Origin of the sequence: Streptomyces cavernicola (assembly GCF_029968035.1) — a bacterium.
Taxonomy (GTDB): Bacteria; Actinomycetota; Actinomycetes; order Streptomycetales; family Streptomycetaceae; genus Streptomyces; species Streptomyces cavernicola.
Genome location: NZ_JASCIQ010000006.1, coordinates 1 through 22,401, shown reverse-complemented (window position 1 = coordinate 22,401; position 22,401 = coordinate 1). Strand labels below are relative to the sequence as shown.

Genomic DNA, 22,401 nt, shown 5'->3' with positions numbered 1-22,401 from the left:
GGGACGAAGAGACGTGTCCGGGATATCCGGGAATCTGCTCAGTGCGGGTGCGGTGGTCAGCTGTCCGCACGGCGGGCGGGCCGCAGCGGCGACAGAGCGCGCGGCCGTGCGCATCGACGGCGCGCCCGTCGCCACCGCCGCGCACCCCTTCACGGTCACCGGCTGCCCGCACACCGTCGACGGCGTGCCGTCGCCGTGCGTCGCGGTGCGCTGGGACGCCGGGTCGAGCGGCGTGACCATCGACGGCGCTCCGGTGCTGCTCGACACCTCGGCGGCGCAGTGCTTCACGGCGGCGTCGGTGCCGCAGGGGCCGCCCGTAGTCCACAGTGCGCAGCGAGAGGTGAGCGTCCGATGAGCGCCCGAGGCCAGGCCCGTACCCGTGTGCGCAGTGACTGGGCGTTTCCGTTCCGCGTGGACCGGCGCGGGCGGACCGCGCACGCGGACCATGACGCGCACGTACGCGATCTGATCGAGCAGGTGCTGTTCACCAGCCCCGGCGAGCGGGTCATGCGGCCGGACTTCGGGTGCGGTCTGCTCGATCTGGTCTTCGCGCCCAACAGCCCGGAGTTGACCAGCACGTTGGAGCTGTCCGTGCAGGCGTCGCTGCAGCGCTGGCTGGGCGAGTTGATCGAGGTGGAGGCCTTGGACGTGTCCGGTGAGGAGAACGTCGTACGGGTGGGTCTGGCGTATGCCGTACGGGCCACCGGGACCGTGCGGGACGAGGTCTTCGAGGGGAGGGCCGCGGCGTGACCAGCGCAACCACCGACCACGCGGCCGGCGACCACTCCGGCACGAGCCGCCGGGCGCGGATCCGGGCGGCACAGCTGAACGGGGTCGACGCGGTCGAGGTGAGCGACGACGGGTTGGTCCTGACCGTCACGTTCCTCGGCAAGGCCCCGCACGGGCTGTGCGCCGAGAACGTGCGGATCGACGGGGGCCGGCGGATCACGGACGTCCAGGCCGTGGACATCAGCGTCGAGCGGGAGGAGGACCCCGAGCTCGACGACCGGCTGTACGTGACGGTCGACCGGGCCGGGGACACGTCCCGGTACCGGCTGTCGATCGTGGAGACCGATCCGTACGGGCGGCCGGGTGACGTGCCGTTCCGCGGGTTCGAACAGCGGTACCACAGCGCGGAGTTCAGCTTTCGGCCGGACTGTCCGACACCCTTCGACTGCCGGGACGAGACGCGGGACGAGCCGGAGTTCCCCGCCGCGCCCGTCGTCGACTACACCGCCCGCGACTACGACACCATCCGCAAGCTGCTCCTCGACCGGCTCGCCCTCACCACCCCCGACTGGGTGGAGCGCAACCCGGCGGACCTCGGCATGACGCTGGTCGAGTTGCTCGCGTACACGGGTGACCAGATCAGTTACCAGCAGGACGCCGTCGCGACCGAGGCGTATCTGGACACGGCCAGGCGGCGGGTCTCCGTACGGCGGCATGTGCGGCTCATCGACTACGCGATGCACGACGGGCAGGCGGCGCGGGCGTACGTGGCCGTGGAGACCGTCGGCGAGCACACGCTCCTGCCGGGGACGTACCGCTTCGCGTCAGTGGACGTGCGCTCGCTCGACCCGCACGACCGGCCGGAGCCGGGCACCGTCGTCGACGACGGCGACCTGACGGACCTGGACGAGCGGGGCTCGGTCGAGGTGTTCGAGCCGGTGGCGGCGGACGAGCCGCTGCGGCTGCGGGCGGCGCACAACGCGATCCGCCTGTGGACGTGGGGCGGCGACGTGTGCGCGCTGCCGAAGGGCGCCACGGCGGCGACGCTGCGGGACGCCTGGCAGGACCCGGAGACGTGTGCCGCACGTCAACTCGACCTGGTTCCCGGTGACTTGCTGATCCTGGAGGAGGTCAAGGGGGCGCGTACGGGCACGCCGGGCGACGCCGATCCGAGCCGGCGGCAGGTGGTGCGTCTTACGTCCGTCACGCCGGGGCTCGACCGGGTCGAGGACCAGCCGGTCCTGGAGGTGACCTGGGCGGCCGAGGACGCGCTGCGCTTCCCGCTGCGGCTCACGGCGCTCGGCGGGCGGAACTGCGAGCCGGTCGAGGACGTGACGCTGGCGCGCGGCAATGTGGTGCTCGTCGACCACGGCCGGACGCTCGGCTGGTGCGGTGACGGACTCGCGGAGACCGTGACGGCCCCGCACGATCCGGCGGTCGCCGGGGACTGCGCGCCGCCCGTCTTCGGGTGCGTGGACCGCGAGGAGGGCAACGCGCCCGGACGGCTCGTCAACTCCCTTACGGACAAGGCGGATTGCGGCAGTCAGCTGACGGCCGACGAGGTGCGCGAGCTGTTCGCCGTCGTCGGCGACGCGGCCGTCACGCGGGCCGGGATCGGCCTGGAGCGGGCGGGCACGCGCGAGGAGCGGGTGGTGCCGGGCACGGCGTACGCGCAGGCGGCGGCACTCAGGACGCTGCTCGCGCAGTCCGTGTACCCGGGGATCGTGCCGCGCTTCCGGCCGCGCCTGTCCCGCTCCCCCGTCGCGCAGGTCGGCCCGTACCCGGACCCGGCCCTGGTGGCGGCCGGTCAGGCGGACCGGCTGGCGGCGATCCCGGGCCGGGTGCGGCAGCGCCTGGTGGAGCTGTGGCGCAGCGCCCGGGACTGCGACGGGCTCGGTGACGAGGAGATCGACGAGCTGACCGTGGTGTTCGGCCTGAAGGTCGTCGAGCGCTTCGAGCTGCGCGCCCATCCCGTACGGGCGCTGCGTGAACTCCTTCACCGGGAGGACCAGTTGCTGGCGCAGAAGCGGCGCCGTCTGGAAGTGCTCACGGCGCGGGCGCGTGCGGGCACGGTGCTGGACGGGCACATCGCCTGGGAGATCGCCCACAGTTGGGGCCCGGCGTACGCGGCGGGCCTGCACCCGGACGAGCCGGTCCTTCGCGGCTCTGCGGGCGCCGCCCTCGATCAGGACCCGCGGCGTGCGCTGCCCGCCGTACGGGTGCATGACGGGGAGCACGTGTGGGAGCCGCGCCGCGATCTGCTCGACTCGGGGCCTCGGGACCGGCACTTCGTGGGCGAGCTGGAGGACGACGGCCGGCTCGCGCTGCGCTTCGGCGACGGGGTGCACGGGGCGCGGCCCGCGCCGGGCGCGCGCCTGGAGCTGCGCTACCGGCTCGGCGGCGGCACCGGCGGCAACGTCGGCGCGGAGGCCATCAACCACCTGGTGATCTGCCGCGACCCGGACGACGAGGCCGCGGGTGCGCCCGTACCGGTGGCGGGGGTGCGCAACCCGCTGCCCGCGACCGGCGGCGTCGAGCCCGAACCCCTGGAGCAGGTACGGCAGTTGGCGCCGCTCGACCTGCGGCGTACCCGGCTGCGTGCCGTCACCGCCGAGGACTACGCGGCGCTCGCGGCGGGCCTGCCCGGAGTGCAGCGGGCGGCCGCCGAGATCCGCTGGACGGGCAGTGTGCAGGAGGCGCACGTCGCGGTCGACGCACACGGCACCGGCACACCGTCCCCGGAGCTGCTCGACGCGGTGGCGCACTCCCTGGAGGCATACCGGCGGATCGGACACGACCTGGTGGTGGGCCCGGCCCGGACGGTGCCGCTCGACATCGCGCTCACGGTGTGCGCGCTGCCGGGGCACCAGCACGGGCAGATCCTCGCCGAGCTGTACCGCGTGCTCGGCACGGGACGCCTGCCCGGCGGGAGGCTCGGCTTCTTCCACCCGGACGCGTTGACGTTCGGCGAGCCGGTGCGGCTCAGCCGCCTGGTGGCGGTGGCCGCCGCGGTGCCGGGGGTGGAGAGCGTGCAGGTGACGCGGCTCAAGCGGCTGTTCCACGAGGAGCGCGGAGAGAGGGAGGACGGCGTGCTGCGGCTCGGCCCGCTGGAGATCGCCACGTGTGACAACGACCCGGACCGGCCGGAGAACGGCCTCCTGGAGATCACCCTGGGGGGTGCCCGATGAGCGACGCATGCTCCTGCGGCGGCGCGTGCGCCGCCGGCGGTCACGACGAGCGGCGGGCCCCCGTCGCCCCGCACAACCCGCCAGGGCGTACGGCCCTCAACTACCGAGTGGGGACGTACGGTTCGTTCCTGGCTGCGCAGGTGGACCGGCTCGCCTCGCCCGCCTATCCGGCGCTCGCCGGGCTCACCGTCCGGACCCCGGACGACCCGGCGGTCGGGCTGCTCGACGCGACGGCGGTCCTCGGCGACCTGCTCACGTTCCACTCGGAGCGGATCGCCGACGAGGCCTATCTGCGGACCGCGAACGAGCACCGCTCGCTCGTGCTGCTCGGGCGTCTGGTCGGGCACCGGCCGCGCCCCGGTGTCGCCGCGTCCACGCATCTCGCGTACCGCCTGGACCGCGATCCGCGGGCCGAGTCGCTGCAGGTGCTCGTCCCGCGCGGGGCGCGCAGCCACAGCGTGCCCGCGTCGGCCGAGGAGGACGCGCAGACCTTCGAGACCGCCGAGGACCTCACGGCGCGCTGGGACTGGAACGAGCTGAAGGTGCGCCGCCGGCGGCCCACGCTCATCACCCCGGAGGACCTGCAGCGTCGAGCCGAGCTGTTCGTGGAAGGCACCTCGACCCAGCTGCAGACCGGCGACAAGCTGCTCTTCGTCTTCGGTGAACAGGCGGGCGGGGAACGGAAGTTGCTGCCGGTGGCGCGGGTGCGTGTCGACCGGGACGACGACGTGACGGCGCTCGCCCTGCCCCGCTCGGCCCCGCCGAGCCTGGGCGAGCTGGTCGACGAGGCGCAGCGCTGGATCGCCGCGCCGGAGGGCCCCGGCGAGCCGGGCGAGGAGCCCCCGACACCTGAGGTGCCCAACCCGCGCCCGATCAGCCGGTACATCGAGGACTTCGACGAGCAGGTGCTCGCACCCCTGCGGGAGACCCTGCCGTCGGCGGGCACGCCCGAGCGGTTCGCGGCCCGGCTCGCGGGCCCGGTCGAGCGGCTCGGCGAGGCACAGGTGCTCGCCGCGGCGTACGAGGACGTCGCGGCGTGGTTCGAGCAGCTGGAGGCGGTGCTCGCCGAACTCGCCGAGCGTGCCCTGGAGTTGGCGCCCGCACAGCCGGTGGGCGAGGAGGAGTCCCCGGGACCGGTCGAGGCGACGGCGACAGGCGAGGCGGGCGACCCTCTCGCCGCACTCGGGCAGCTGCTGCCCGCCCTGAGCAGCAAGGCGTCAACACGGGTGCGCAGTACGGGAGTCGGCAAGCCCGGCGCCGATCCCGTACGGCTGCTCGCCGCCCTGCACCCCGAACTGACGGGGCCGTTGCAGCGGGCCTGGCGGGGTGTGAAGGCGCCCGGCGGAGGACAGCAACTGCTGCGCGCGACCCTGGCGATGCGGGCGCGGGCCACGCCGTTCGGTGCGACCGCGCCGCTGAAGCCGGTGCAGGACGACCGGGGCCGGGTGGTGCGCACCGCGGACTGGCCGCTGACCGGGGCCGTCCTGGCGTCCGTGCGGGTCGTCTTCGACACGTCCGGGAAGGTGCCGGAGAAGGCGGAGTTCCAGTACGTCGAGGGTGCGGGCGCGGACCAGCGGTCGGAGAACCTGATCGGCGCGCAGCCGGTGGAGTTCCCGCTCGGCCCCGGCCGGGTGCAGCTGTCGGCGCGGGCCGGGCAGGACCGGGAGCTGAGCTGGCTCGGCCGGCGTCCGACCGACTCGCAGGAGCCCGGGGTCACGGCCCGGCTGCTCGCGGGGCTTCCGGAGCGCGGCCTGTTCGTGTCCCGGCCCGACGACGAGGGCAACGTGCAGGTGATCGTGCACAACGGCGAGCCGCGCGAGGTCGCGCTGCGCCCCGGCGAGTCCCGGCAGTTCACGCACGGCGAGTACGAGGTGGCGGTGTCGTACACGGTGGGCGGCTCGCCCTCCCATGTGGAGGTGGTGATCGCCTCGAAGCCGGAGCCGCTGAACCGGAACGTGCTGCAGCTCGACTCGGTGTACGACCGGATCACGGTCGGCAGTTGGGTGGCGATCGAGCGGCCGCGCAAGGGCAAGGACCCGAAGGACGGCGGCATCCCCGGCGACCCGAAGCTGTCCTTCGTGACGACGCAGGTCAAGGCGGTGCGCACGGCCGCGTACACCAACTACGGGATCACCGGGCGCGGCACGGAGCTGGTGCTCGCCGACCCGTGGCTGGACGAGTTCGACGTGCTGCTCTCGCACATCCGGGACACCACGGTGCACGCGGCCGGCGAGGCCCTGCGGATGGCGGACGAGCCGCTCGGCGAGGACGTGCACGGCAACGAGCTCGAACTCGCCGCGCTGTACGAGGGGTTGCAGCCCGGCCGTACGCTCATCGTGTCCGGTGAGCGCAGCGACGTGCCCGGCGCGACGGGGGTGGAGGCCACCGAGGTCGTCGTCCTCGACAAGGCGGAGGCGGTGGCCGACGCCGTGCCGCCTGGCGGCGCGCCGCACACGCGGCTCAGGCTGACCACGGACCTGGCGTACCGCTACCGCCGCGAGACCGTGAAGGTCCTCGGCAACGTGGTGGCGGCGACGCACGGCGAGGGCCGCGACGAGCCGATCGGCAGCGGCGACTCGGACCGTACGAACCAGACGTTCGCGCTCTGGCAGTCGCCGCTGACGTGGCTCGCCGCCGACAACCCCCTCGGTGCGACACCGGTGTTGGAGGTGCGGGTCGACGGGGTGCTGTGGCACGAGGTCGACAGCCTGGCGGGGCGCGGGCCGCGCGAGCGCGTCTACATCAGCGGGTCCACCGCGGACGGCCGTACGACGGTGACGTTCGGGGACGGTGTGCACGGGGCGCGGCTGCCCAGCGGGCACGAGAACGTGCGGGCCCGCTACCGCTTCGGCACCGGCCGGGCCGCGAACGTCCCGGCGGACCGGATCACGCAGGCGGTGACGCGGCCGCTCGGCGTCACCGCGGTCACCAACCCGGTGTCCGCGACGGGCGGTTCGGACGCGGACGGGCCCGGCCTGACCCGCCGGACGGTGCCGCTCGCGGTGGCGGCGCTCGACCGGCTCGTCTCCCCCGTCGACTACGAGGACTTCGCGCGCTCCCGCGCGGGCATCGGCCGCGCCTCCGCGCGCGAGCTGTACGACGGCCGGCGGCGGCTCCTGCACGTCACGGTGGCAGGCACGGACGACGTGCCCATCGCCGAGGACGCCGACGTGCTGCGGGCGCTCAGGTCGTCCCTCGCGGAGTACGGGGACCCGCGGCTCGCGGTGCGCGTGGACGTACGGGAGCTGGTGCTGCTGCTGCTCGCCGCGCGCGTGAAGGTGGCACCCGACCACACCTGGTCGGTCGTGGAGCCCCGGCTTCGGCAGGCTCTCCTTCGCCGACTCGGCTTCGAGGGGCGGGAGTTGGGGCGTCCGGCCGCGCTCTCGGAGGTCCTCGCGACGGCGCACTCGGTGCCGGGCGTGGACTACGTGGACGTGGACGTGTTCACGGGCGTCCCCGCCTCGGCGACGCCCGCCGAGCTCCTGGAGATCGTCCGCGACCCGGGCGAGCCGCGCGCGGCGGTTCCGGCGCGCACGGCGACGTACGACGAGCGGGTCCACACGGTGCGCGAGGAGGGCGGCGAGACGCTGTCCTCGGTCTGCGCACGGTACGGATTGCCGCTCGCCGAGCTCCTGCGCCTCAACCCCGACATCGTCGACACGCGGCGTCTGGAGAAGGGCCGCACGGTGTTCGTGTTCCGCGGGATCCGCCCCGCCCAACTGGCGCTGCTCTCGCCCCGCGCGGCGGACACGGTGGTCCTTACGGAGGTCAAGTGATGGCGCCCTTGACCCGCTCACCGCAGATCGCCCTCCGGGCTCGTCCTCAATCTCCCCCAGCCTTCGGCCGGGAGGTGCCCCCAGACGGGCTGGATTTGCCCTCGCGCCGCCCCCGACCCACGCAGTTCGTACAGGAGGTCAACTGATGTCCAGGGAACCGGACTCGCTCGCGGAGCTGCTTCCGCAGTGGCATCGGCTTCGGGATGCCGGTGACACCGAAGAAGCAGCGCCGCTGCGGGCGCTGCTCGCGGTGATGGCGGAGCAGCTGGACCGGGTGCGGGACGGCGTGGAGCAGGGCTACGAGGACCTGTTCGTGGAGACGGCGGCGCCCTGGGTTCTGCCGTACATCGGCGACCTGGTGGGGCACCGCACGCTGCCCGGCTACGAGCGGGTCCTGACGACGGGCCTCAAGGGGTCGAGCCCGGCGGCCCTCGCGCAGGCGCTCGCGCCGCGCGCGGACGTGGCGGCGACGGTCGCGCACCGCCGCCGCAAGGGCACGCTGCACCTCCTGGAGGAGATCTCCGAGCAGGTCGCGGCGTGGCCGGCGCGGGCCGTGGAGCTGTCCCGGCTCGTGGCGCACCAGCAGCCGGTGAAGCTCCTCGCGGACGGCGCGCCGCACCGGACGACGCGCGGCCGCCTCGTCGACGTACGCGAAGGGGCCGAACTCGACCTGGCGGGCGGTCCGTTCGGGTCGACGGCCCGCACGGTCGACGTGCGCCGCGCGAACTCGGCGCGCAGGCAAGGGAGTTCGGGTCCGGCCGGGGTGGCGCTCTTCGTGTGGCGGCTGAAGGCGTACGCACTGACGCAGTCGCCCGCGTACTGCATCGACCGGGCCCGCAACCTGTACACGTTCTCGATCCTCGGCAACGACAGCCCGCTCGTGACGAAGCCGGTGCCGGAGCCCTCCGCAACGCATATCGCGACGGTCGACAACGTGCCCGCGTTCATCCGCCGCCGCCAGCTGCATGACCGGCTCGCCGACTACTACGGGCCCGGCAAGAGTTTCGTGATCCGGCGCGACGGCGAGGACCGGCCGGTGCCGATGTCGGACATCGTCGTCGCGGACCTGTCGGACTGGCGCTACCGGCCGAAGCGCGGCCAGGTGGCGGTCGACCCGGAGCTGGGCCGGATCGCGTTCGGCTCGCGCTCCGCGCCCCGGCAGGGCGTGTGGGTGGACTACCACTACGCGTACGGGGCGGACATGGGCGGCGGCGAGTACGAGCGCACGCGGCCCGAGCGGCCGGACGCGGAGTTCTACCGGGTCGGCCCGGACGAGCCGTACCAGCGGATCATGGACGCCTTCCGGGCCTGGCAGCACGACCGCAGGGCCGGGCGGTGCGGGCCCGAGGGGATCGTGGAGATCACGCACAGCGGCGCCTACCAGGAACAGCTGGACTTCGACCTGGACCCGGGCGACCGGTTCGAGCTGCGGGCGGCCGAGGGCGCGCGGCCGGTGATCCGGCTGCTCGACTGGTACAGCAACCGGCCGGACGCGCTGAACATCCGCGGCCTCGACGAGGACTGCGCACCCGGCGAGCGGCCGCGGGTCACACTCGACGGGCTGCTCGTCGCCGGACGCGGCATCAACGTCACGGGCCCGGTCGACGCGGTCGTGGTCAGGCATTCAACTCTCGTACCGGGATGGTCACTTGAGCCGGAGTGCGACCCGCACTCGCCGGAGGAGCCGAGCATCGTCCTGGAGCGGACAACGGCCTGTCTGCAGGTCGAGGACAGCATCCTCGGCACGATCGAGGTGATCGGCGACGAGGTGTCCGAGGACCCGCTCGACATCCACATCCGCGACAGCGTCCTGGACGCCACCGGCAGCGACCGCGAGGCCATCTCCGCCCCGGACTGCCGCCACGCGCACGCGGTCCTGCACCTGCACCGCTCGACGGTGATCGGCGAGGTGCACACGCACGCCGTGGAGATCGCCGAGAACGCGATCTTCACCGGTCGCGTGCACGTGGCCCGGCGCGGCGTCGGCTGCGTCCGCTACTCGTACGTCCCGCCGGGCTCCCGCACCCCGCGCAGGCACCGCTGCCAACCGGACCTGGCGGGCCCGTCCCCGGAGGCGGCGTCGCGGGTGCGCCCGCTGTTCGTGTCGGAGCGGTACGGGACGCCCTGGTACGGGCAGTTGGCGGACCGCTGCGCGCCCGAGATCCGGCGCGGCGCGGACGACGGGGCCGAACTCGGCACGTTCCACGAGCTGTACCGGCCGCAGCGGGAGGACAGCCTGCGCGCCCGGCTCGCCGAGTACGTGCCCGCGGGAGCGGACGCCGGGATCTTCTTCGTGACATGACGTGACGTGACCACCCCATGCGCGCGGGACGCGCCTCAACTCTCGTGCCCTGCCACCGACTTGCTGAACCGCACATTCCTGAACCAGGGGGACCCCCTTCATGCACGCTGACCTCTCCCGCTCGACGTTCCGGCCCGGCCGGCACTACTCCGCGGTCCTCGCCCAGCAGGGCCGCGTGCAGCTGGACGCCGACGCCAACGAGCAGGCCGCCATCCAGCTCCACCAGGCGCGCACGCTCGCCGCCGACCTGATCGGGCGGCACGGCGGGCCGCGCGAGAACGCGGGCTTCCACATCCACTTCCCGGGCGACAACCGGGAGATCGAGGACCTGGAGATCCACGGCGGCCGCTACTACGTCGACGGCATCCTCTGCGAGGCCGACCGGCCCGCCGACGGGGACGCCGTACCGGACGAGGGCGACTCGGCCGACGACGACGAGGAGGCCCCGGCGGGCCCGACCGTGTGGCACTACTGGGACCAGCCCGACGCGTACCGCGACCCGGAGCGGCCCGGCGACCGGCTGCCCACCACGTACCCGTACGTGATGTACCTGCAGGTGTGGGAGCGGGCGGTGACGGCCGTCGAGGACCCGGCGCTGCGCGAGGTGGCGCTCGGGGCGACGCTCGTGGACACGGCGGCGCGCGCGAAGGTCGTGTGGCAGGCCCTGCCGCTGCCCGCCTCGCAGCTCGACCTGGACGACCCGGACGGCGCCGACCCGGCCGAGGTGCGCTCCGCGTTCGACAAGTGGGCGCGGGAGCAGGCGTCGACGGCCCGGTTCGCGGCGCGCGCGCAGCGGCCCGAGCACGCGGACGAGGACCCGTGCCTGGTGAAGCCCGAGGCGCGCTACCGGGGCCCGGAGAACCAGCTGTACCGGGTCGAGATCCACCAGGCGGGCGCGGCGGACGAGGCCACCTTCAAGTGGTCGCGGGAGAACGGCTCCGTCGTCTTCCCGGTGGAGGAACTCGACGGGACCTGGGTCGAGTTGGCCTCGCTCGGCCAGGACGACAAGCTGGACCTGGACGTCGGCGACCTGGTCGAGTTCGGGGACACCGCGTACGTGTCGCGCCTGGAGCCGCTGCCGCTGCTCCGGGTGGAGGAGCTGGACCTGCCGGGGCGCCGGGTGCGTCTGTCGGGCGAGCCGGACCCGCGGGTGGGGCGCCGCCCGGAGCTGCACCCGTTCCTGCGCCGCTGGGACCACCGCGAGGGCGTGCGCCGCAAGGGCCGTACGGCAGCCCTTCGGGGCGGCGCGGTCAAGGTCGAGGAGGGTGTGTGGCTGCCCCTGGAGGACGGGGCGGAGGTGTACTTCGAGAAGGGCGGCCGCTACCGCGCAGGCGACTACTGGACGGTCGCGGCGCGCACGGCGACCGGTGACGTGGAGTGGCCGGTGAACGCGGCCCGCAAGCCGCTGCTCGCCCGCCCGGCGGGCATCGTGCGGCACTACGCGCCGCTCGCCCTTGTCAAGGGCGAGCAGGAGCCGGTGGACCTGCGGCTCGCGTTCAGCGCGCTCGCGACCCGCTCCATCCCGCACGCGAGCGAGGCGGACCTGGCGGCGGAGGCGCGGGCACGGGACGAGGAATACGCGGCGGAGAACGCCGCGCCGTCCGGGATGAGCAGGTCGGAGACGACGGCGGCCGCGGAGGCGATCGTCGACGAAGGGGGGCTGTGATGGCCAAGCCGCTGTCGGCGGGGAAGCTGGTGGAGATTCTGCGCGCGGAGGGCCTCACGGTCCACGAGGTGCGCAACTGGCGCCGCCACAACCGGAACACGAAGGGCCCGTGGGGTCCGGTGAACGGCGTGATGATCCACCACACGGCGTCGTCGGGCACCGAGGGCTCGGTGAACCTCTGCTACGAGGGCCGGGCGGGCCTGCCGGGCCCGCTGTGCCACGGCGTTATCGACAAGAAGGGCGAGGTGCACCTGGTCGGCAACGGCCGCGCCAACCACGCGGGCCTCGGCGACCGGGACGTGCTGAGCGCGGTCGTGGACGAGCGGCGGCTGCCCGCGGACAACTCGACGGACACGGACGGCAACCGGCACTTCTACGGCTTCGAGTGCGTGAACCTCGGCAACGGCAAGGACGAGTGGCCGGCCGCGCAGAAGGAGGCCATCGAGCGGGTGTCGGCGGCGATCTGCCGGGCGCACGGCTGGACCGAGCGCTCGGTGATCGGCCACAAGGAGTGGCAGCCCGGCAAGGTCGACCCGCGCGGCTTCACCATGGACGGCATGCGCAAGCGCATCGCGGAGCGGCTGCGCGGCGGGGGCGGCAAGGACCCGATGCCGAAGCCGCAGCCGAAGCCGGAGGACCCGCAGCCTAAGCCCCGCCCGAAGCCCGAACAGCCCGCGGGCCACGCGGAGTTCCCCGGCAGCGGCTTCTTCCACGTGGGCCAGGTGCACCCGGTGATCGAGGCGATGGGCAGGCGTCTGGTCGAGGAGGGCTGCGGCCGCTACGACGTGGGCCCGAGCCCCGAGTGGACGGACGCGGACCGCAAGTCGTACCAGGCCTGGCAGCAGCACCTGCGCTTCAAGGGCAAGGACGCGGACGGCATCCCGGGCAAGGTCAGCTGGGACCTCTTGAGGGTGCCCAAGTCCAAGTCCTGAAATTCAGCCCCTCCGCCAAATCCAGCCCCTCCGGCGTTTGAGGAGCAGGGGTCCGGGGGCTGGCCCCCGAAGCGCCGCAGGCTTCCGGGAAGGGGCGGGGCGGGGAGAAACAAGTGGGCCGTGTGGAACGGGGCATGCCGTTCCACACGGCCCAAGCCGGGCTACGGCTTCATCTCGTACGCCCCCGAAAGCGCCTCCACCCGCTCCCACACGCGGCCCGAGCGACCCTCGTCGACAACCGGGCGGCGGACCGCGCCGAGCGCCCAGGTCTGCTGCGCCTCGGTGGCGGAGTCCTTGCCGTGCAGCTCGACGGCGTGCGCGGAGAAGTCCCGTACGAGGACGGCGAACAGCTCGTCCAGGACGTCGGCGTCGAGTTCTGTCAACGCGGCTTGCTCCAGGACGAGTTGGGCGTGCACGACGAGCGCGAAGAGCTGGCCGACGGCGAGCAGCAGGTCGAGGTCGCGGCTCTGCGCCTCGTCGGGCGCGGCGGTGCGCACGAACTCGCAGAGCGCGTCGGTCTGTTCGCGGAAGCGGGCGACGTTGGGCAGGTGCGTGTAGGCGTCGAAGGCGGGCCGCCAGTCGTGGAACCGGACCGAGCCGAGGCCGCGGGCGGGTCCCTGGCGGAACAGGAAGTCGTCGTCGGCCGCGTCCAGGCGGGTGGGGACGGCGGGGTACTCGGCGGGGTCGAGGAGGTGGTTGCGCATGAACTTGAGGATCAGCGCGAGGTTGACGTGCACGGTGCCTTCGAGCTTCGGCAGGCCGCGGATCTCGACGGCGGCCTGGGCGAAGTAGTTGTCCTTCTCGAAGCCCTTGGCGGCGATGACGTCCCACATGAGGTCGACGACCTTCTCGCCCTCGGTGGTCACCTTCATCTTCGTCATCGGGTTGAAGAGGAGGTAGCGGCGGTCGTCGGGGCCCGCGGTGCGGAAGTAGTCGACAGCGCGGTCGCTGAACAGCTTCATGCCGACGAGCCGGACGTACGCGTCGGCCAACTCCCGCCGCACATGCGGGAAAGCGGTGACGGGGCGGCCGTACAGGATGCGGTTCCGGGCGTGCGTGACGGCCTCGTACATGGCGTGCTCGCAGATGCCGATGGACGCGGTGCACAGGTTGAACTTGCCGACGTTCACGGTGTTCAGGGCGGCGTCGAAGGCGGCGCGGCCGGTGTGCAGAACGTCCGCGGCGGCGACCGGGTAGTCCTCAAGGCGGAACTCGCTCACGAACTTCGACGAGTCGACGACGTTCTTCACCAGGTGGTACGCGTCGTGGCGGCTGTCGGCGGCGAAGAAGACGTAGCCCTCGGGTCCCTCGACGTCGGTGCGGCGGCCGAAGACGGAGACGAGGCCGGCCTCGTTGCCGTTGCCGATGTAGTACTTGGAGCCGGTGGCGCGGAAGCCGCCCTCGCCGTCGGGGGTGAGCAGCATGTCGGTGTTGTAGATGTCCGCGCCGTGTGTCTTCTCGGACAGGCCGAACGCGAACACCTCGCCGTCCGCGAGGAGCCCGGCGGCGCGGGCGCGGGCGGCGGCGTTGTCGCTCTGCCAGACCGGGCCGAGGCCGAGGATGGTGACCTGCCAGGCGTACCAGTAGTCGAGGCCGTAGAAGCCGAGGATCTCGTTGAGTGCGGCGATCCGGGCGGTGTCCCAGCGCTTGTCCGACTCGCCGTCCCCGGCGTCGGCGGCGGGCGTCAGGAAGGTCGCGAAGAGGCCCTCCTCGGCGGCGAAGGCGAGGAAGTCGGCGAGCCAGGCACGGTCGCGGTAGTCCTCGATCAGCCGCCGCTTGCCGCGCGCCTCGAACCAGTCGACGGTGGCGCGCAGCAACCGCCGCGTCTCGGGGTCGAAGTGCGCCGGGTCGTAGGTGTGCGGGTTGAAGAGGAGCTGGTCGGCCATGAGGGTGCCGCCTTTCGCAGGTGGGGGGCGGGGGTTGAAAGTGGTGCTTCAGCGCTCGGGGCGAAAGCGGTGCAGGGTGGCGAGCACGTCGTCGAGCCAGGCGATCATCATGCGTTCGTACGCGATGCCGCCGCGCAGCACGGCGTGCTGCAGCTCCCGCTCGGCGTGGGCCGGGCCGTAGGGGCCGCCGTCGGTGCGGTCCGCGAAGTCCCGTTCCTCACCGGCGAGATAGCGGGCGAGGCGGTCGGTGTGCGCCTGCCGGTGCCGGTCGACCTCGCGGATCAGGGCGCTCGGGTCGTCGAAGGCGGCGCCCCTGATCTTCACGGCGAGGTCGTGCCGCACGCTCTCGGGCTCGATCGGGTCGTGCAGCCAGCTGGTGAGCGCGGCCCGTCCGAGGTCGGCGACGGAGTACTCCTTCTTGTCCGGCCGCCCGCGCTGCGGGACCTCACGGACGTCGACCCAGCCGTCGGTCTCCATCCGCTTGAGCGCGCGGTAGATCTGCTGGTGGGTGGCGGTCCAGAAGTATCCGATGGATCGCTCGAACCGCCGGGCCAGCTCGTAGCCGGAGCCCGGCTGTTCGAGAAGGGACACGAGGATCGCGTGCTCGATCGCCATGCGGGGATCTTGCTATGCAACTTGTTGCATAAGCAAGCGGGTGCGGCCCGGGTGAGACACGCCTCACCCCCGGCGTCTCCCCCACCCCGCCCCTTCCCGAAAGCCTGCGGCGCTTCGGGGGCCAGCCCCCGGACCCCCTCCCCCAAGCTCTCGGCTGCGCTCGAGCAGGGGGACCCCCATCTCAAACGCCGGAGGGGCTGAATTTGGGCAGCTGTACGTGCCCCGACAGGGGCGCGGGGAACTGCGCGACCAGCCACGACGAAGCGGGCAGCCAAAGAACAACCGGGGTCCGGGGCGAAGCCCCGATGCGGGGTCCAGGGGCGGCAGCCCCGGGCAAGGGGGTAGGGGCGATGCCCCGAAGCTGTCCGCAGGACTTTCGGGAAGGGGCGGGGAGGGGAAGAAAGAAGCCCTAGCCCGACACCGTCGCTCCGCCACCACGCCGCACCCGAGCGACCACCTCCTCAAACACCCCCGCAAGCAAACCCCCCGCAGGGACCGGGCTCCCACTCACCGTGTACCACTCCTCCGCCCCGACGTACTGCACGGTCACGCCCACCGCCCCGCCCGGCAGCTCCTCGACAGCGACCGTCAACTCCCCCGTCACCACGCCGACTTCGTCGGTCATGACCCCGCCGGGCCCGGCCTGCACATCCGCCACGAGTCGCCGCCCGCTCACGCCCCGCAGGTCCCCAGCATCTCGTCGAGCTCGCTCTTCTCCGCCTCGGTCACGGTCAGCTCGTACGTCGTCTTCACGGAGACCCAGGCCCGCCCGTACACGCACCAGTACGTCTTGGCCGGCGGCTGCCACTCGTCCGGGCCCTGGTCGCCCTTGGAGCGGTTGGACGAGGCGGAGACGGCGATCAGCTGCGGGTGCGTGAGGTCGTTGGCGAACTCCTCGCGCCGGGTCTGCGTCCAGTCGTCCGCACCGGAGCGCCAGGCGTTGGCGAGCGGCACCATGTGGTCGATGTCCAGGTCGGAGGAGTCGGTGAACTCCTCGTCGTCGTAGACGCTCTCCCAGCTCCCCGACACGGCCCGGCACTCGTCGTTCCGCCGTACGTCGGTGCCGTCGCGCTCCAGGACGACCTCGCGGGTGTCGCAGTTCTCGCCCTGCTCGGACCAGTGCGGGAACTTCTCCCGGCTGTAGCCGCTCATCGAGCCCTGCGGCGCGACCTTCAGAGCGGCGAGCTGCGTACGGGCCTGTTCGACGGTCGGCACGCCCGGCAACGTCCCGGCCTCCTCGCCTCCACCGCCGCCCGCACCCGTGTCCGTGTCCGTACCGCCGTCGGAAGCGCTGCTGCTCGCGGACGGTTTGCCGTCGGTCGCGTCCGGCGCGGCGGTGCCGCCCGTCGGCGAGCACCCGGCCACGGCGAGCACCGCAAGGACCGCCAGGCCCCGCCCCCACCACTGCTGACGTCCCATGAGACCCGCACTCCTCTCGACCCCGAACCCCGTCGCGCCGCAGCCTATCCACGGGCCGGGCTCCGCCAACGGGCGGCAACTCTCCGCTCACGCGGTCGACTTGTCCCCCGTGTCGTCCCCCGTGCCGCGCACGGCCCGACCCGCCGGTCGGCGGCGCGGCGGGCTCTGATGAGATCAGGGGGACGGAATCCGCCGCCGAAGGAGCACGACCCCGATGACCGACGCACTCACCGCCGCCGCGCAGGCGAGCCCCGGCCTGCCCGTGAGGGGCGCACTGTGAACGGCCGTTCGGCGCCCCTGGGCGGTTCCGGGCCGAGGTTCCGGGTCGGTGCGGCGGCCGCCCGGCCGTGCACCCTGGTCGTGTGCCGGGGCTGCTGCTGCGGCAACCCGCGCAAGTACCCGCGCATCGACCACGACTGGCAGCTCGACCGGCTGCACGCGGCCGCCGCCGACTCGGGCGGCCGGGTCGCCGTGCGCGTCTCGGACTGCCTCGGGCCCTGCGACCAGGCCAACGTCATCGTCGTACAGCCGTCGACGGCCGGTCGGCAGGCGGGCGGCAAGGCGACCTGGATCGGCTTCGCCATGGGCGACGACTGCACGGAGGAGCTGATCGCCTGGGTCACGGCCGGAGGCCCCGGAGTGGCCGCTCCCCCGGCCGCGTTGGAGTTGCAGTTCGTGCCGCCGCCCCGGGAGGCGAAGGCCGCGCGCACGCGCCGCTGAGGAACACCGCGCGCGCAGCGGGCCGGTCAAACGATCAGTCGGTCGGTCGGGTCAACCGTCCGGGAGGTGACCGTCCAAGAGGTGTCGCCCCCGGCCTGTCAGGCGGTGCAGCACATGCGTCCCCTTCCGTTCGCTCGCCACAAGGCCCGCGTCCCGCAGCACCTTCAGGTGGCCGCTGACCGTGGAGGCGGGCATGCCGAGGCGGGCGGCGACCGCGCCCGTGGTGTGCGTGACGGTCAGCGCGCCGAGCACCCGGCAACGGCCCGCGCCGAGCAGCGCCGCCAACGCACCCGCGTGCCGTACTCCGGAGCCATCGGACGCGCCGGACCGGGCGCCGGAGGGCCGCCCACCCACGAGAGCCCGCCCGTGCCCGTGGGCCTCGTCGCCCGCGAAGGTCCGCTCGCGCCCGCCGAGCCGCTCGTGTCCGGCGGCCGGATACACCACCACGGGCGGCAGGTTGGGGTCGGCGATGGCGATCGGCACGTTGTAGCAGAAGTACGACGGGACGAGCCGTACGCCGCGGCCGCGCAGATGCAGTTCGGCGTCGACCGGGTAGGGCGCGCTGAGCACCGGGTCCCGCCACACGAACGGCACGAGCGTGGCCAGGACGCCGACGACGCCGCCGTCGAGGGCCGCGTCCCGCTCCTCCCGGCCGGCGGCGACGAAGGCCTCGATCTCGCTCCAGTCCGGGGCGATCACCTCGGTGTGGAACCGTAGGACCGCGTCCGCGACCCGGTCGAGCAGGGCCCGGTCGCCGGCGGCGAGCCTGCGGGTCCAGGCGGGCAGCGGCCGGTGCCGTGCCGCCTCGCGCAACTCCCTGGCCAGGCGGGACGCGGGGGTGGCGCGCAGCGCCCGTACCGCTTCGGTGAGGCCCTCCTCGGACTCGGCGGGGGTCAGGAAGTCGGGGAAGTAGGAGGCGTCGACGGGCGCCAGGTCCAGCAACATGCGGCAGGTCGTACGGAGTTCGCCCTGCCGCAGCCGCTGCGCCGCGCGCCGGCGCCAGGGGTGGAGGCGGGCGGGCAGGCAGCCGGGAGGTGTGTTGAGCACATGGAGCCCGAGGAACGCCTCCCACATCGGGTCGGCCGTCCTCGCCAGTTGCACGTACCGGAAGTCCCGGTCGCTGAAGTGGATACGCAGCGCCCCCGCCATGCGAGGAGAGTAACTCCCTTTGCCACAAGGGGATTTCGGTTCAGCTCGAACTCCCGTGGCCCGCCCGCGCCGAGGTCTCCCTAGCATCCGATGCGCCCCGTCTCCGTACGCGAGTACACGGGGCGGCGAGCACGAACGCCCCACCCCCGTACGGGCGCACCCCCCACTCGGACAACCCTCCAGGAGCCCTGATGCGCAGACGACTCGTCCCGTCCGTCCTGACGACCGGCCTCGCCGCGAGTGCCGTGCTCGCCGCGCTGATCAGCCCGGCCGGTGCGCAGGACCGGCCCGCGCCCACCTCGGTCACGGCCGCCGGGCACTCCACGCGGGCCGGCACCGCCCTGGTGAGCGGGCGGAACGAACCCGGCACGCGGATGCACGTGGAGCCCGTGCGCACCTCGAACGTGCGGACCGTCGAGGTCGACTACCAGGTGCAGGAGACCGGCTACTGGTGCGGGCCCGCCGCGACCCGGATCGCCCTCTCGGCCCGCGTGGCCGTCCCGGACCAGGCGACGCTCGCCGCCGAGCTGGGCACCACGGAGTGGGGCACGGGGCACATCAGCCAGGTGACGCAGGTCCTCAACTCCCGGGTGGACGCGGGCCGGTACGTGACGCGGGAGATGCCGGACGACCCGCCGACGCAGGCCCAGAAGGACCTGCTGTGGAGCGACATCGTCGCGGACGTCGACCACGGCTATCCGATCGTGGCGAACATCGTGGCCCCGCCCGGCAACCAGCCGCCCGGCTACCCGTCGGACCAGACCGTCTACCACTACTTCACGGTGATCGGCTACGACGACGTGCAGGGCACGGTGCTCATCGCCGACCCGGCGTCGTTCGGCGGCAACCAGATCTACTGGCTGTCGTTCGCCCAACTCGCCTCCCTGATACCGCCGAAGGGCTACGCGGCCTGACCTCGGCCCGTACCTGCGCGCCCCCGCGCGGCCCCGGCGCCGTCCCTCACGGCTGCCGGGGCCGCAGCACTCCGGCGAGGCCGAGTGCGAGCAGCCCGGCGAGCGGTACGACGAGGAGGCCCGCGCGCAGCGACGTCGCGTCGGCGACCGCTCCGACGGCGGGCGGCGAGACCAGGAAGCCGAGCCGCATCAGCCAGGAGACGACGGTGAGGCCCGTGCCCGGCCTGAGGCCGGGCAGTTCGTCGGCTTCGTGCAGGGCGGCGGGCACCGTCGTCGCCACCCCGAACCCGGCGGCGGCGAAGCCGAGCACGGTGCCCCAGACGGTCGGCACGGCGAGGGCGAGCCCCATGCCGGCCGCGGCGAGCAGCCCGCCGGCACGGACCACGGCCCGCTGCCCGAACCGGTCCACGAGCCGGTCGCCGAGGATCCGGCCGACGAACTGCGCGCCCACGAGGGCGATGAAGCCGGCGGCGGCGAGGGTCGCGGAGGCGCCGAGCGCGTCGGCGAGGTACACGGCGGCCCAGGAGTTCCCCGCGTCCTCGACGAGCGTGCCCGCGGTGGCGATGAGGACGAATGCGGCGAGGACGCACCAGGTCGGCAACCGGCCCGCCGGACGCGGCCGCACCTCCCGGCCCCCTTCGCCGCCGCCCGATGCCGCCAACTCGCCCTCCCCGCAGCCCTGTTCCGGCGCGCCGTCCGCTCCCGGCGTACCGCCCGCCCCCGGCAGGCAGTACGGCAGTGCGACGCAGGCCGCGAGGCCGAGCAGCACCGCCGAGGCCGTCAGATGGGCGGTACGGGACAGGCCGACGGCCATCGCGCCCGCGGCCATCGCCCCGCCGGTGACGGCGCCGATGGACCAGACGGCGTGCAGGGAGTTGATGATCGAGCGGCCGTAGCGGCGCTGCACCTGCAGGCCCTGGGCGTTCTGGCCGACGTCGACGATCGCGTCCATCGCCCCGGCCAGGAACAGTCCGCCCGCGAACAGGACGGCCGTGTCCGCGGAGCCTGCGGCGAGCACGCCCGCGCCGGTGAGCAGTGTGCCGAGGACGGCCACGCGCGCCGAGCCGAACCTGCGGATGAGCGCCCCGGCCGCGAGCCCGGCCACGACGGCGCCGACCGGGAAGGCGGCGACCGCGAGCCCGTACTGCGCGTTGGCCAGACCGAGGTCTGCCTTGATCTGCGGATATCTCGGCAACAGGTTCGCGAACAGCGCCCCGTTGGTGAAGAACAGCACGGCGACGGCGGCCCGCGCCCGCCGCACGGCCTGCGCGGGCCGGTCCCGTACGTCGACGTCGGCAGTCATACGGCGACCCTACAAGCCAGGCGTACGAACGTACACTCCTCCCCGTCAGCCTTACTCGGCCTGCGATACGAGCAGTTCCACCAGGCGCTCGATCCGCTCCTGCGGGTCCGGGCCGCCGGGGTGGGCGGTCATCAGGAGGTGGTGCACGGCGCCGACGACGGCGAGGGCGGCGGCAGCGGTGTCGAGCGTCGGCGCGATCCGGCCGAGCCGCTGCTCGGCGTCGAGGTACGCGGCGATCGCCGCCTCGATCGCGTCGAAGCCGGGCGCACCGGACTCCAGGGCCTGCCGCACCCGCAGGGTGGCCGCCGGGCGGGAGAGGGCGAGCGCCGAGATCGTCGGGCCGCCGGACCGGAGCAGGGCGAGCGCGACCGAGCCGAGCGTCGCGGCCACGGCACCCTCGCCCGCGCGCGCCGGGAGTTCGGAGGCCTGGTGTGCGGCGCGGGCGAAGCGGTCGAGGCACAGTTCGGCGACGAACGCGTCGAGCCCGGCGAAGTGGGTGTGCAGCAGCCCCTTGGAGCAGCCCGCCTCGTCGGTGACCGCCCTGCTGGTCAGCGCGCCGGGCCCGTCCCGTTCGAGCACTCGCTCCGCGGCGGCGAAGAGCCGCTCCCGCGCATCCGGTATCGCCACTCCTCGCGGCGCCACAGGACCACCCCACCTTCTTTTCGCGACCGGTCAACACCCGCTCTCTCAAAGGACGTTGAGAGTTTGGGCGCTTGCCCATACTGTTTGGGCGTACGCCCATCATAGGTTCGCCGGCACCGGCCCCAGCAGGAGGCAACAGATGCGTGACGTCGTCAACACCGAGCAGGAACAGTCCTGGAACGGCCCCGAGGGTGCGTACTGGGCGGACAACCAGGACCGTTGGGACGCGGTCAACTCCGGCTTCAACCAACCCCTGCTCGACGCGGCCGGGTTCGGGCCCGCCGGCCGGGTCCTCGACATCGGCTGCGGGGCCGGGCAGACCTCACGGCTCGCGGCGCGGCGGGCCGGGTCGGGCGGCCGGGTCCTCGGGATCGACCTGTCGGCCCCGATGCTCGACCGGGCCCGGTCGAGTGCGGCGCGCGAGGGCCTGGACAACGTGACGTTCGAACGGGCCGACGCCCAGGTCCACCCCTTCTCGCCCGGCGCCTTCGACGCGGCGATCAGCCGGTACGGGGTGATGTTCTTCGCCGACCCGGTCGCCGCGTTCGCCAACATCGGGGGCGCCCTGCGCTCCGGCGGCCGGCTCGCGTTCGTCTGCCCGGCCGAGCCCGAGGGCAACGGCTGGCTGGCCGCCATGCTGACGCTGCGCGAGTACCTGCCGATCGGCGACTTCGGACAGCCGGGCCGGCCCGGCATGTTCGCCTTCTCCGAGCCGGACCGGGTCCGCGCGGTGCTCTCCGAGGCCGGCTTCACCGACGTCGACACCGAGCATGTGGAGGCGTCCGGGATCTGGGGGCGGGACGCCGAGGACGCGGCGGACTTCCTGCTCGCGACCGGCCCCGGACGCCAGCTGACCGGCCAGGTCTCCGCCGAGACGGCCGGGCGCGCGCGTGCCGCGCTCATCGAGCATCTGACGGCGTACGAGGAGCGCGACGGGGTCAGCCTGCCCAGCACCGCATGGCTGGTGACGGCCGTGCATCCCTAGGCCCTGTCTTCAATCTCCCGTCGTCCGCCCGACGGGCGGGCCCCGCGGCGTCCGGTGCGTGCGATCGCAAGGCGCGGGAATGGTCTCGTAGCGGAGCTACTAGGGCATTTCCGCAACGCGGCGAGCGTGCGTGCCGGGCGTCGCGGGGCAGGCGGGAGATTGAAGACAGGGCCTA

General features: G+C 73.5%; 17 protein-coding genes. 10 read left to right on the top strand and 7 right to left on the bottom strand.

What is annotated here, in order from left to right:
* The first annotated feature begins 22 nt into the window (after positions 1-22).
* The 7 genes from QIS96_RS07430 to QIS96_RS07400 all read left to right on the top strand — a co-directional run bounded on the left by QIS96_RS07430 (position 23) and on the right by QIS96_RS07400 (position 12,593).
* On the top strand, positions 23-355 hold the full coding sequence (locus QIS96_RS07430) for a hypothetical protein (protein WP_282541809.1): 333 nt from the start codon (positions 23-25) through the stop codon (positions 353-355).
* The gene (locus QIS96_RS07425) at positions 352-750 is read left to right on the top strand and encodes a GPW/gp25 family protein (RefSeq protein ID WP_282541609.1); all 399 of its coding nucleotides are present in this window, start codon (positions 352-354) and stop codon (positions 748-750) included. The genes QIS96_RS07430 and QIS96_RS07425 overlap by 4 nt, the downstream gene beginning before the upstream one ends.
* On the top strand, positions 747-3,917 hold the full coding sequence (locus QIS96_RS07420; protein ID WP_282541608.1) for a putative baseplate assembly protein: 3,171 nt from the start codon (positions 747-749) through the stop codon (positions 3,915-3,917). Before QIS96_RS07425 ends, QIS96_RS07420 begins: the two co-directional genes overlap by 4 nt.
* Complete coding sequence (locus QIS96_RS07415) at positions 3,914-7,693, top strand: putative baseplate assembly protein (protein ID WP_282541607.1); 3,780 nt, start codon at positions 3,914-3,916, stop codon at positions 7,691-7,693. The genes QIS96_RS07420 and QIS96_RS07415 overlap by 4 nt, the downstream gene beginning before the upstream one ends.
* Before the next feature lie 145 nt (positions 7,694-7,838).
* On the top strand, positions 7,839-9,995 hold the full coding sequence (locus QIS96_RS07410; RefSeq protein WP_282541606.1) for a hypothetical protein: 2,157 nt from the start codon (positions 7,839-7,841) through the stop codon (positions 9,993-9,995).
* 100 nt (positions 9,996-10,095) lie between these two features.
* Positions 10,096-11,661 carry a DUF6519 domain-containing protein gene (locus QIS96_RS07405; RefSeq protein WP_282541605.1) on the top strand — a complete coding sequence of 522 codons (1,566 nt, stop codon included), beginning with the start codon at positions 10,096-10,098 and terminating at the stop codon, positions 11,659-11,661.
* A complete protein-coding gene (locus QIS96_RS07400) occupies positions 11,661-12,593 on the top strand; it encodes a peptidoglycan-binding protein (RefSeq protein WP_282541604.1) in 933 nt (310 codons plus the stop codon). The genes QIS96_RS07405 and QIS96_RS07400 overlap by 1 nt, the downstream gene beginning before the upstream one ends.
* A gap of 161 nt (positions 12,594-12,754) precedes the next feature.
* On the opposite strand, the gene QIS96_RS07395 is transcribed toward QIS96_RS07400, so the two are convergent.
* The 4 genes from QIS96_RS07395 to QIS96_RS07380 all read right to left on the bottom strand — a co-directional run bounded on the left by QIS96_RS07395 (position 12,755) and on the right by QIS96_RS07380 (position 16,513).
* Positions 12,755-14,479 (bottom strand): acyl-CoA dehydrogenase family protein, encoded by a 1,725-nt coding sequence (locus tag QIS96_RS07395; protein ID WP_282541603.1) that lies wholly within the window; start codon positions 14,477-14,479, stop codon positions 12,755-12,757.
* 48 nt (positions 14,480-14,527) lie between these two features.
* Positions 14,528-15,094 (bottom strand): PadR family transcriptional regulator, encoded by a 567-nt coding sequence (locus tag QIS96_RS07390; RefSeq protein WP_282541602.1) that lies wholly within the window; start codon positions 15,092-15,094, stop codon positions 14,528-14,530.
* A 409-nt stretch (positions 15,095-15,503) separates the two neighbouring features.
* Positions 15,504-15,770, bottom strand: a complete 267-nt coding sequence (locus tag QIS96_RS07385) for a hypothetical protein (RefSeq protein ID WP_349017372.1) — start codon at positions 15,768-15,770, stop codon at positions 15,504-15,506.
* Entirely contained in the window at positions 15,767-16,513 is a 747-nt protein-coding gene (locus QIS96_RS07380; RefSeq protein ID WP_282541601.1) for an HNH endonuclease family protein, read from the bottom strand. The genes QIS96_RS07385 and QIS96_RS07380 overlap by 4 nt, the downstream gene beginning before the upstream one ends.
* 276 nt (positions 16,514-16,789) lie before the next feature.
* On the opposite strand from QIS96_RS07380, the gene QIS96_RS07375 reads away from it, so the two are divergent.
* Entirely contained in the window at positions 16,790-17,233 is a 444-nt protein-coding gene (locus QIS96_RS07375) for a (2Fe-2S) ferredoxin domain-containing protein (protein WP_408907141.1), read from the top strand.
* A 51-nt stretch (positions 17,234-17,284) separates the two neighbouring features.
* Here the strand turns inward: QIS96_RS07375 and QIS96_RS07370 are convergent, their stop codons facing one another.
* Complete coding sequence (locus QIS96_RS07370) at positions 17,285-18,382, bottom strand: ArsR/SmtB family transcription factor (protein WP_282541600.1); 1,098 nt, start codon at positions 18,380-18,382, stop codon at positions 17,285-17,287.
* A gap of 191 nt (positions 18,383-18,573) precedes the next feature.
* Between QIS96_RS07370 and QIS96_RS07365 the strand changes: the two genes are divergently transcribed.
* Positions 18,574-19,296 carry a C39 family peptidase gene (locus QIS96_RS07365; protein WP_282541599.1) on the top strand — a complete coding sequence of 241 codons (723 nt, stop codon included), beginning with the start codon at positions 18,574-18,576 and terminating at the stop codon, positions 19,294-19,296.
* A 46-nt stretch (positions 19,297-19,342) separates the two neighbouring features.
* Here QIS96_RS07365 and QIS96_RS07360 read toward each other — a convergent pair whose 3' ends face one another.
* Entirely contained in the window at positions 19,343-20,599 is a 1,257-nt protein-coding gene (locus QIS96_RS07360) for an MFS transporter (protein ID WP_282541598.1), read from the bottom strand.
* Between the two features lie 51 nt (positions 20,600-20,650).
* Positions 20,651-21,241, bottom strand: coding sequence for a TetR/AcrR family transcriptional regulator (locus tag QIS96_RS07355; RefSeq protein WP_282541597.1), 591 nt, complete (start codon positions 21,239-21,241; stop codon positions 20,651-20,653).
* Between the two features lie 139 nt (positions 21,242-21,380).
* Between QIS96_RS07355 and QIS96_RS07350 the strand changes: the two genes are divergently transcribed.
* A complete protein-coding gene (locus QIS96_RS07350) occupies positions 21,381-22,226 on the top strand; it encodes a class I SAM-dependent methyltransferase (protein ID WP_282541596.1) in 846 nt (281 codons plus the stop codon).
* Positions 22,227-22,401: the final 175 nt, after the last annotated feature.

What these genes read in the sequence shown, in the direction of transcription:
- QIS96_RS07425 (WP_282541609.1), top strand. Translation starts at nt 352, where the DNA reads ATGAGCGCCCGAGGCCAGGCCCGTACCCGTGTGCGCAGTGACTGGGCG.
- QIS96_RS07415 (WP_282541607.1), top strand. Translation starts at nt 3,914, where the DNA reads ATGAGCGACGCATGCTCCTGCGGCGGCGCGTGCGCCGCCGGCGGTCAC.
- QIS96_RS07410 (WP_282541606.1), top strand. Translation starts at nt 7,839, where the DNA reads ATGTCCAGGGAACCGGACTCGCTCGCGGAGCTGCTTCCGCAGTGGCAT.
- QIS96_RS07405 (WP_282541605.1), top strand. Translation starts at nt 10,096, where the DNA reads ATGCACGCTGACCTCTCCCGCTCGACGTTCCGGCCCGGCCGGCACTAC.
- QIS96_RS07400 (WP_282541604.1), top strand. Translation starts at nt 11,661, where the DNA reads ATGGCCAAGCCGCTGTCGGCGGGGAAGCTGGTGGAGATTCTGCGCGCG.
- QIS96_RS07395 (WP_282541603.1), bottom strand. Translation starts at nt 14,479, where the DNA reads ATGGCCGACCAGCTCCTCTTCAACCCGCACACCTACGACCCGGCGCAC.
- QIS96_RS07390 (WP_282541602.1), bottom strand. Translation starts at nt 15,094, where the DNA reads ATGGCGATCGAGCACGCGATCCTCGTGTCCCTTCTCGAACAGCCGGGC.
- QIS96_RS07380 (WP_282541601.1), bottom strand. Translation starts at nt 16,513, where the DNA reads ATGGGACGTCAGCAGTGGTGGGGGCGGGGCCTGGCGGTCCTTGCGGTG.
- QIS96_RS07370 (WP_282541600.1), bottom strand. Translation starts at nt 18,382, where the DNA reads ATGGCGGGGGCGCTGCGTATCCACTTCAGCGACCGGGACTTCCGGTAC.
- QIS96_RS07365 (WP_282541599.1), top strand. Translation starts at nt 18,574, where the DNA reads ATGCGCAGACGACTCGTCCCGTCCGTCCTGACGACCGGCCTCGCCGCG.
- QIS96_RS07360 (WP_282541598.1), bottom strand. Translation starts at nt 20,599, where the DNA reads ATGACTGCCGACGTCGACGTACGGGACCGGCCCGCGCAGGCCGTGCGG.
- QIS96_RS07350 (WP_282541596.1), top strand. Translation starts at nt 21,381, where the DNA reads ATGCGTGACGTCGTCAACACCGAGCAGGAACAGTCCTGGAACGGCCCC.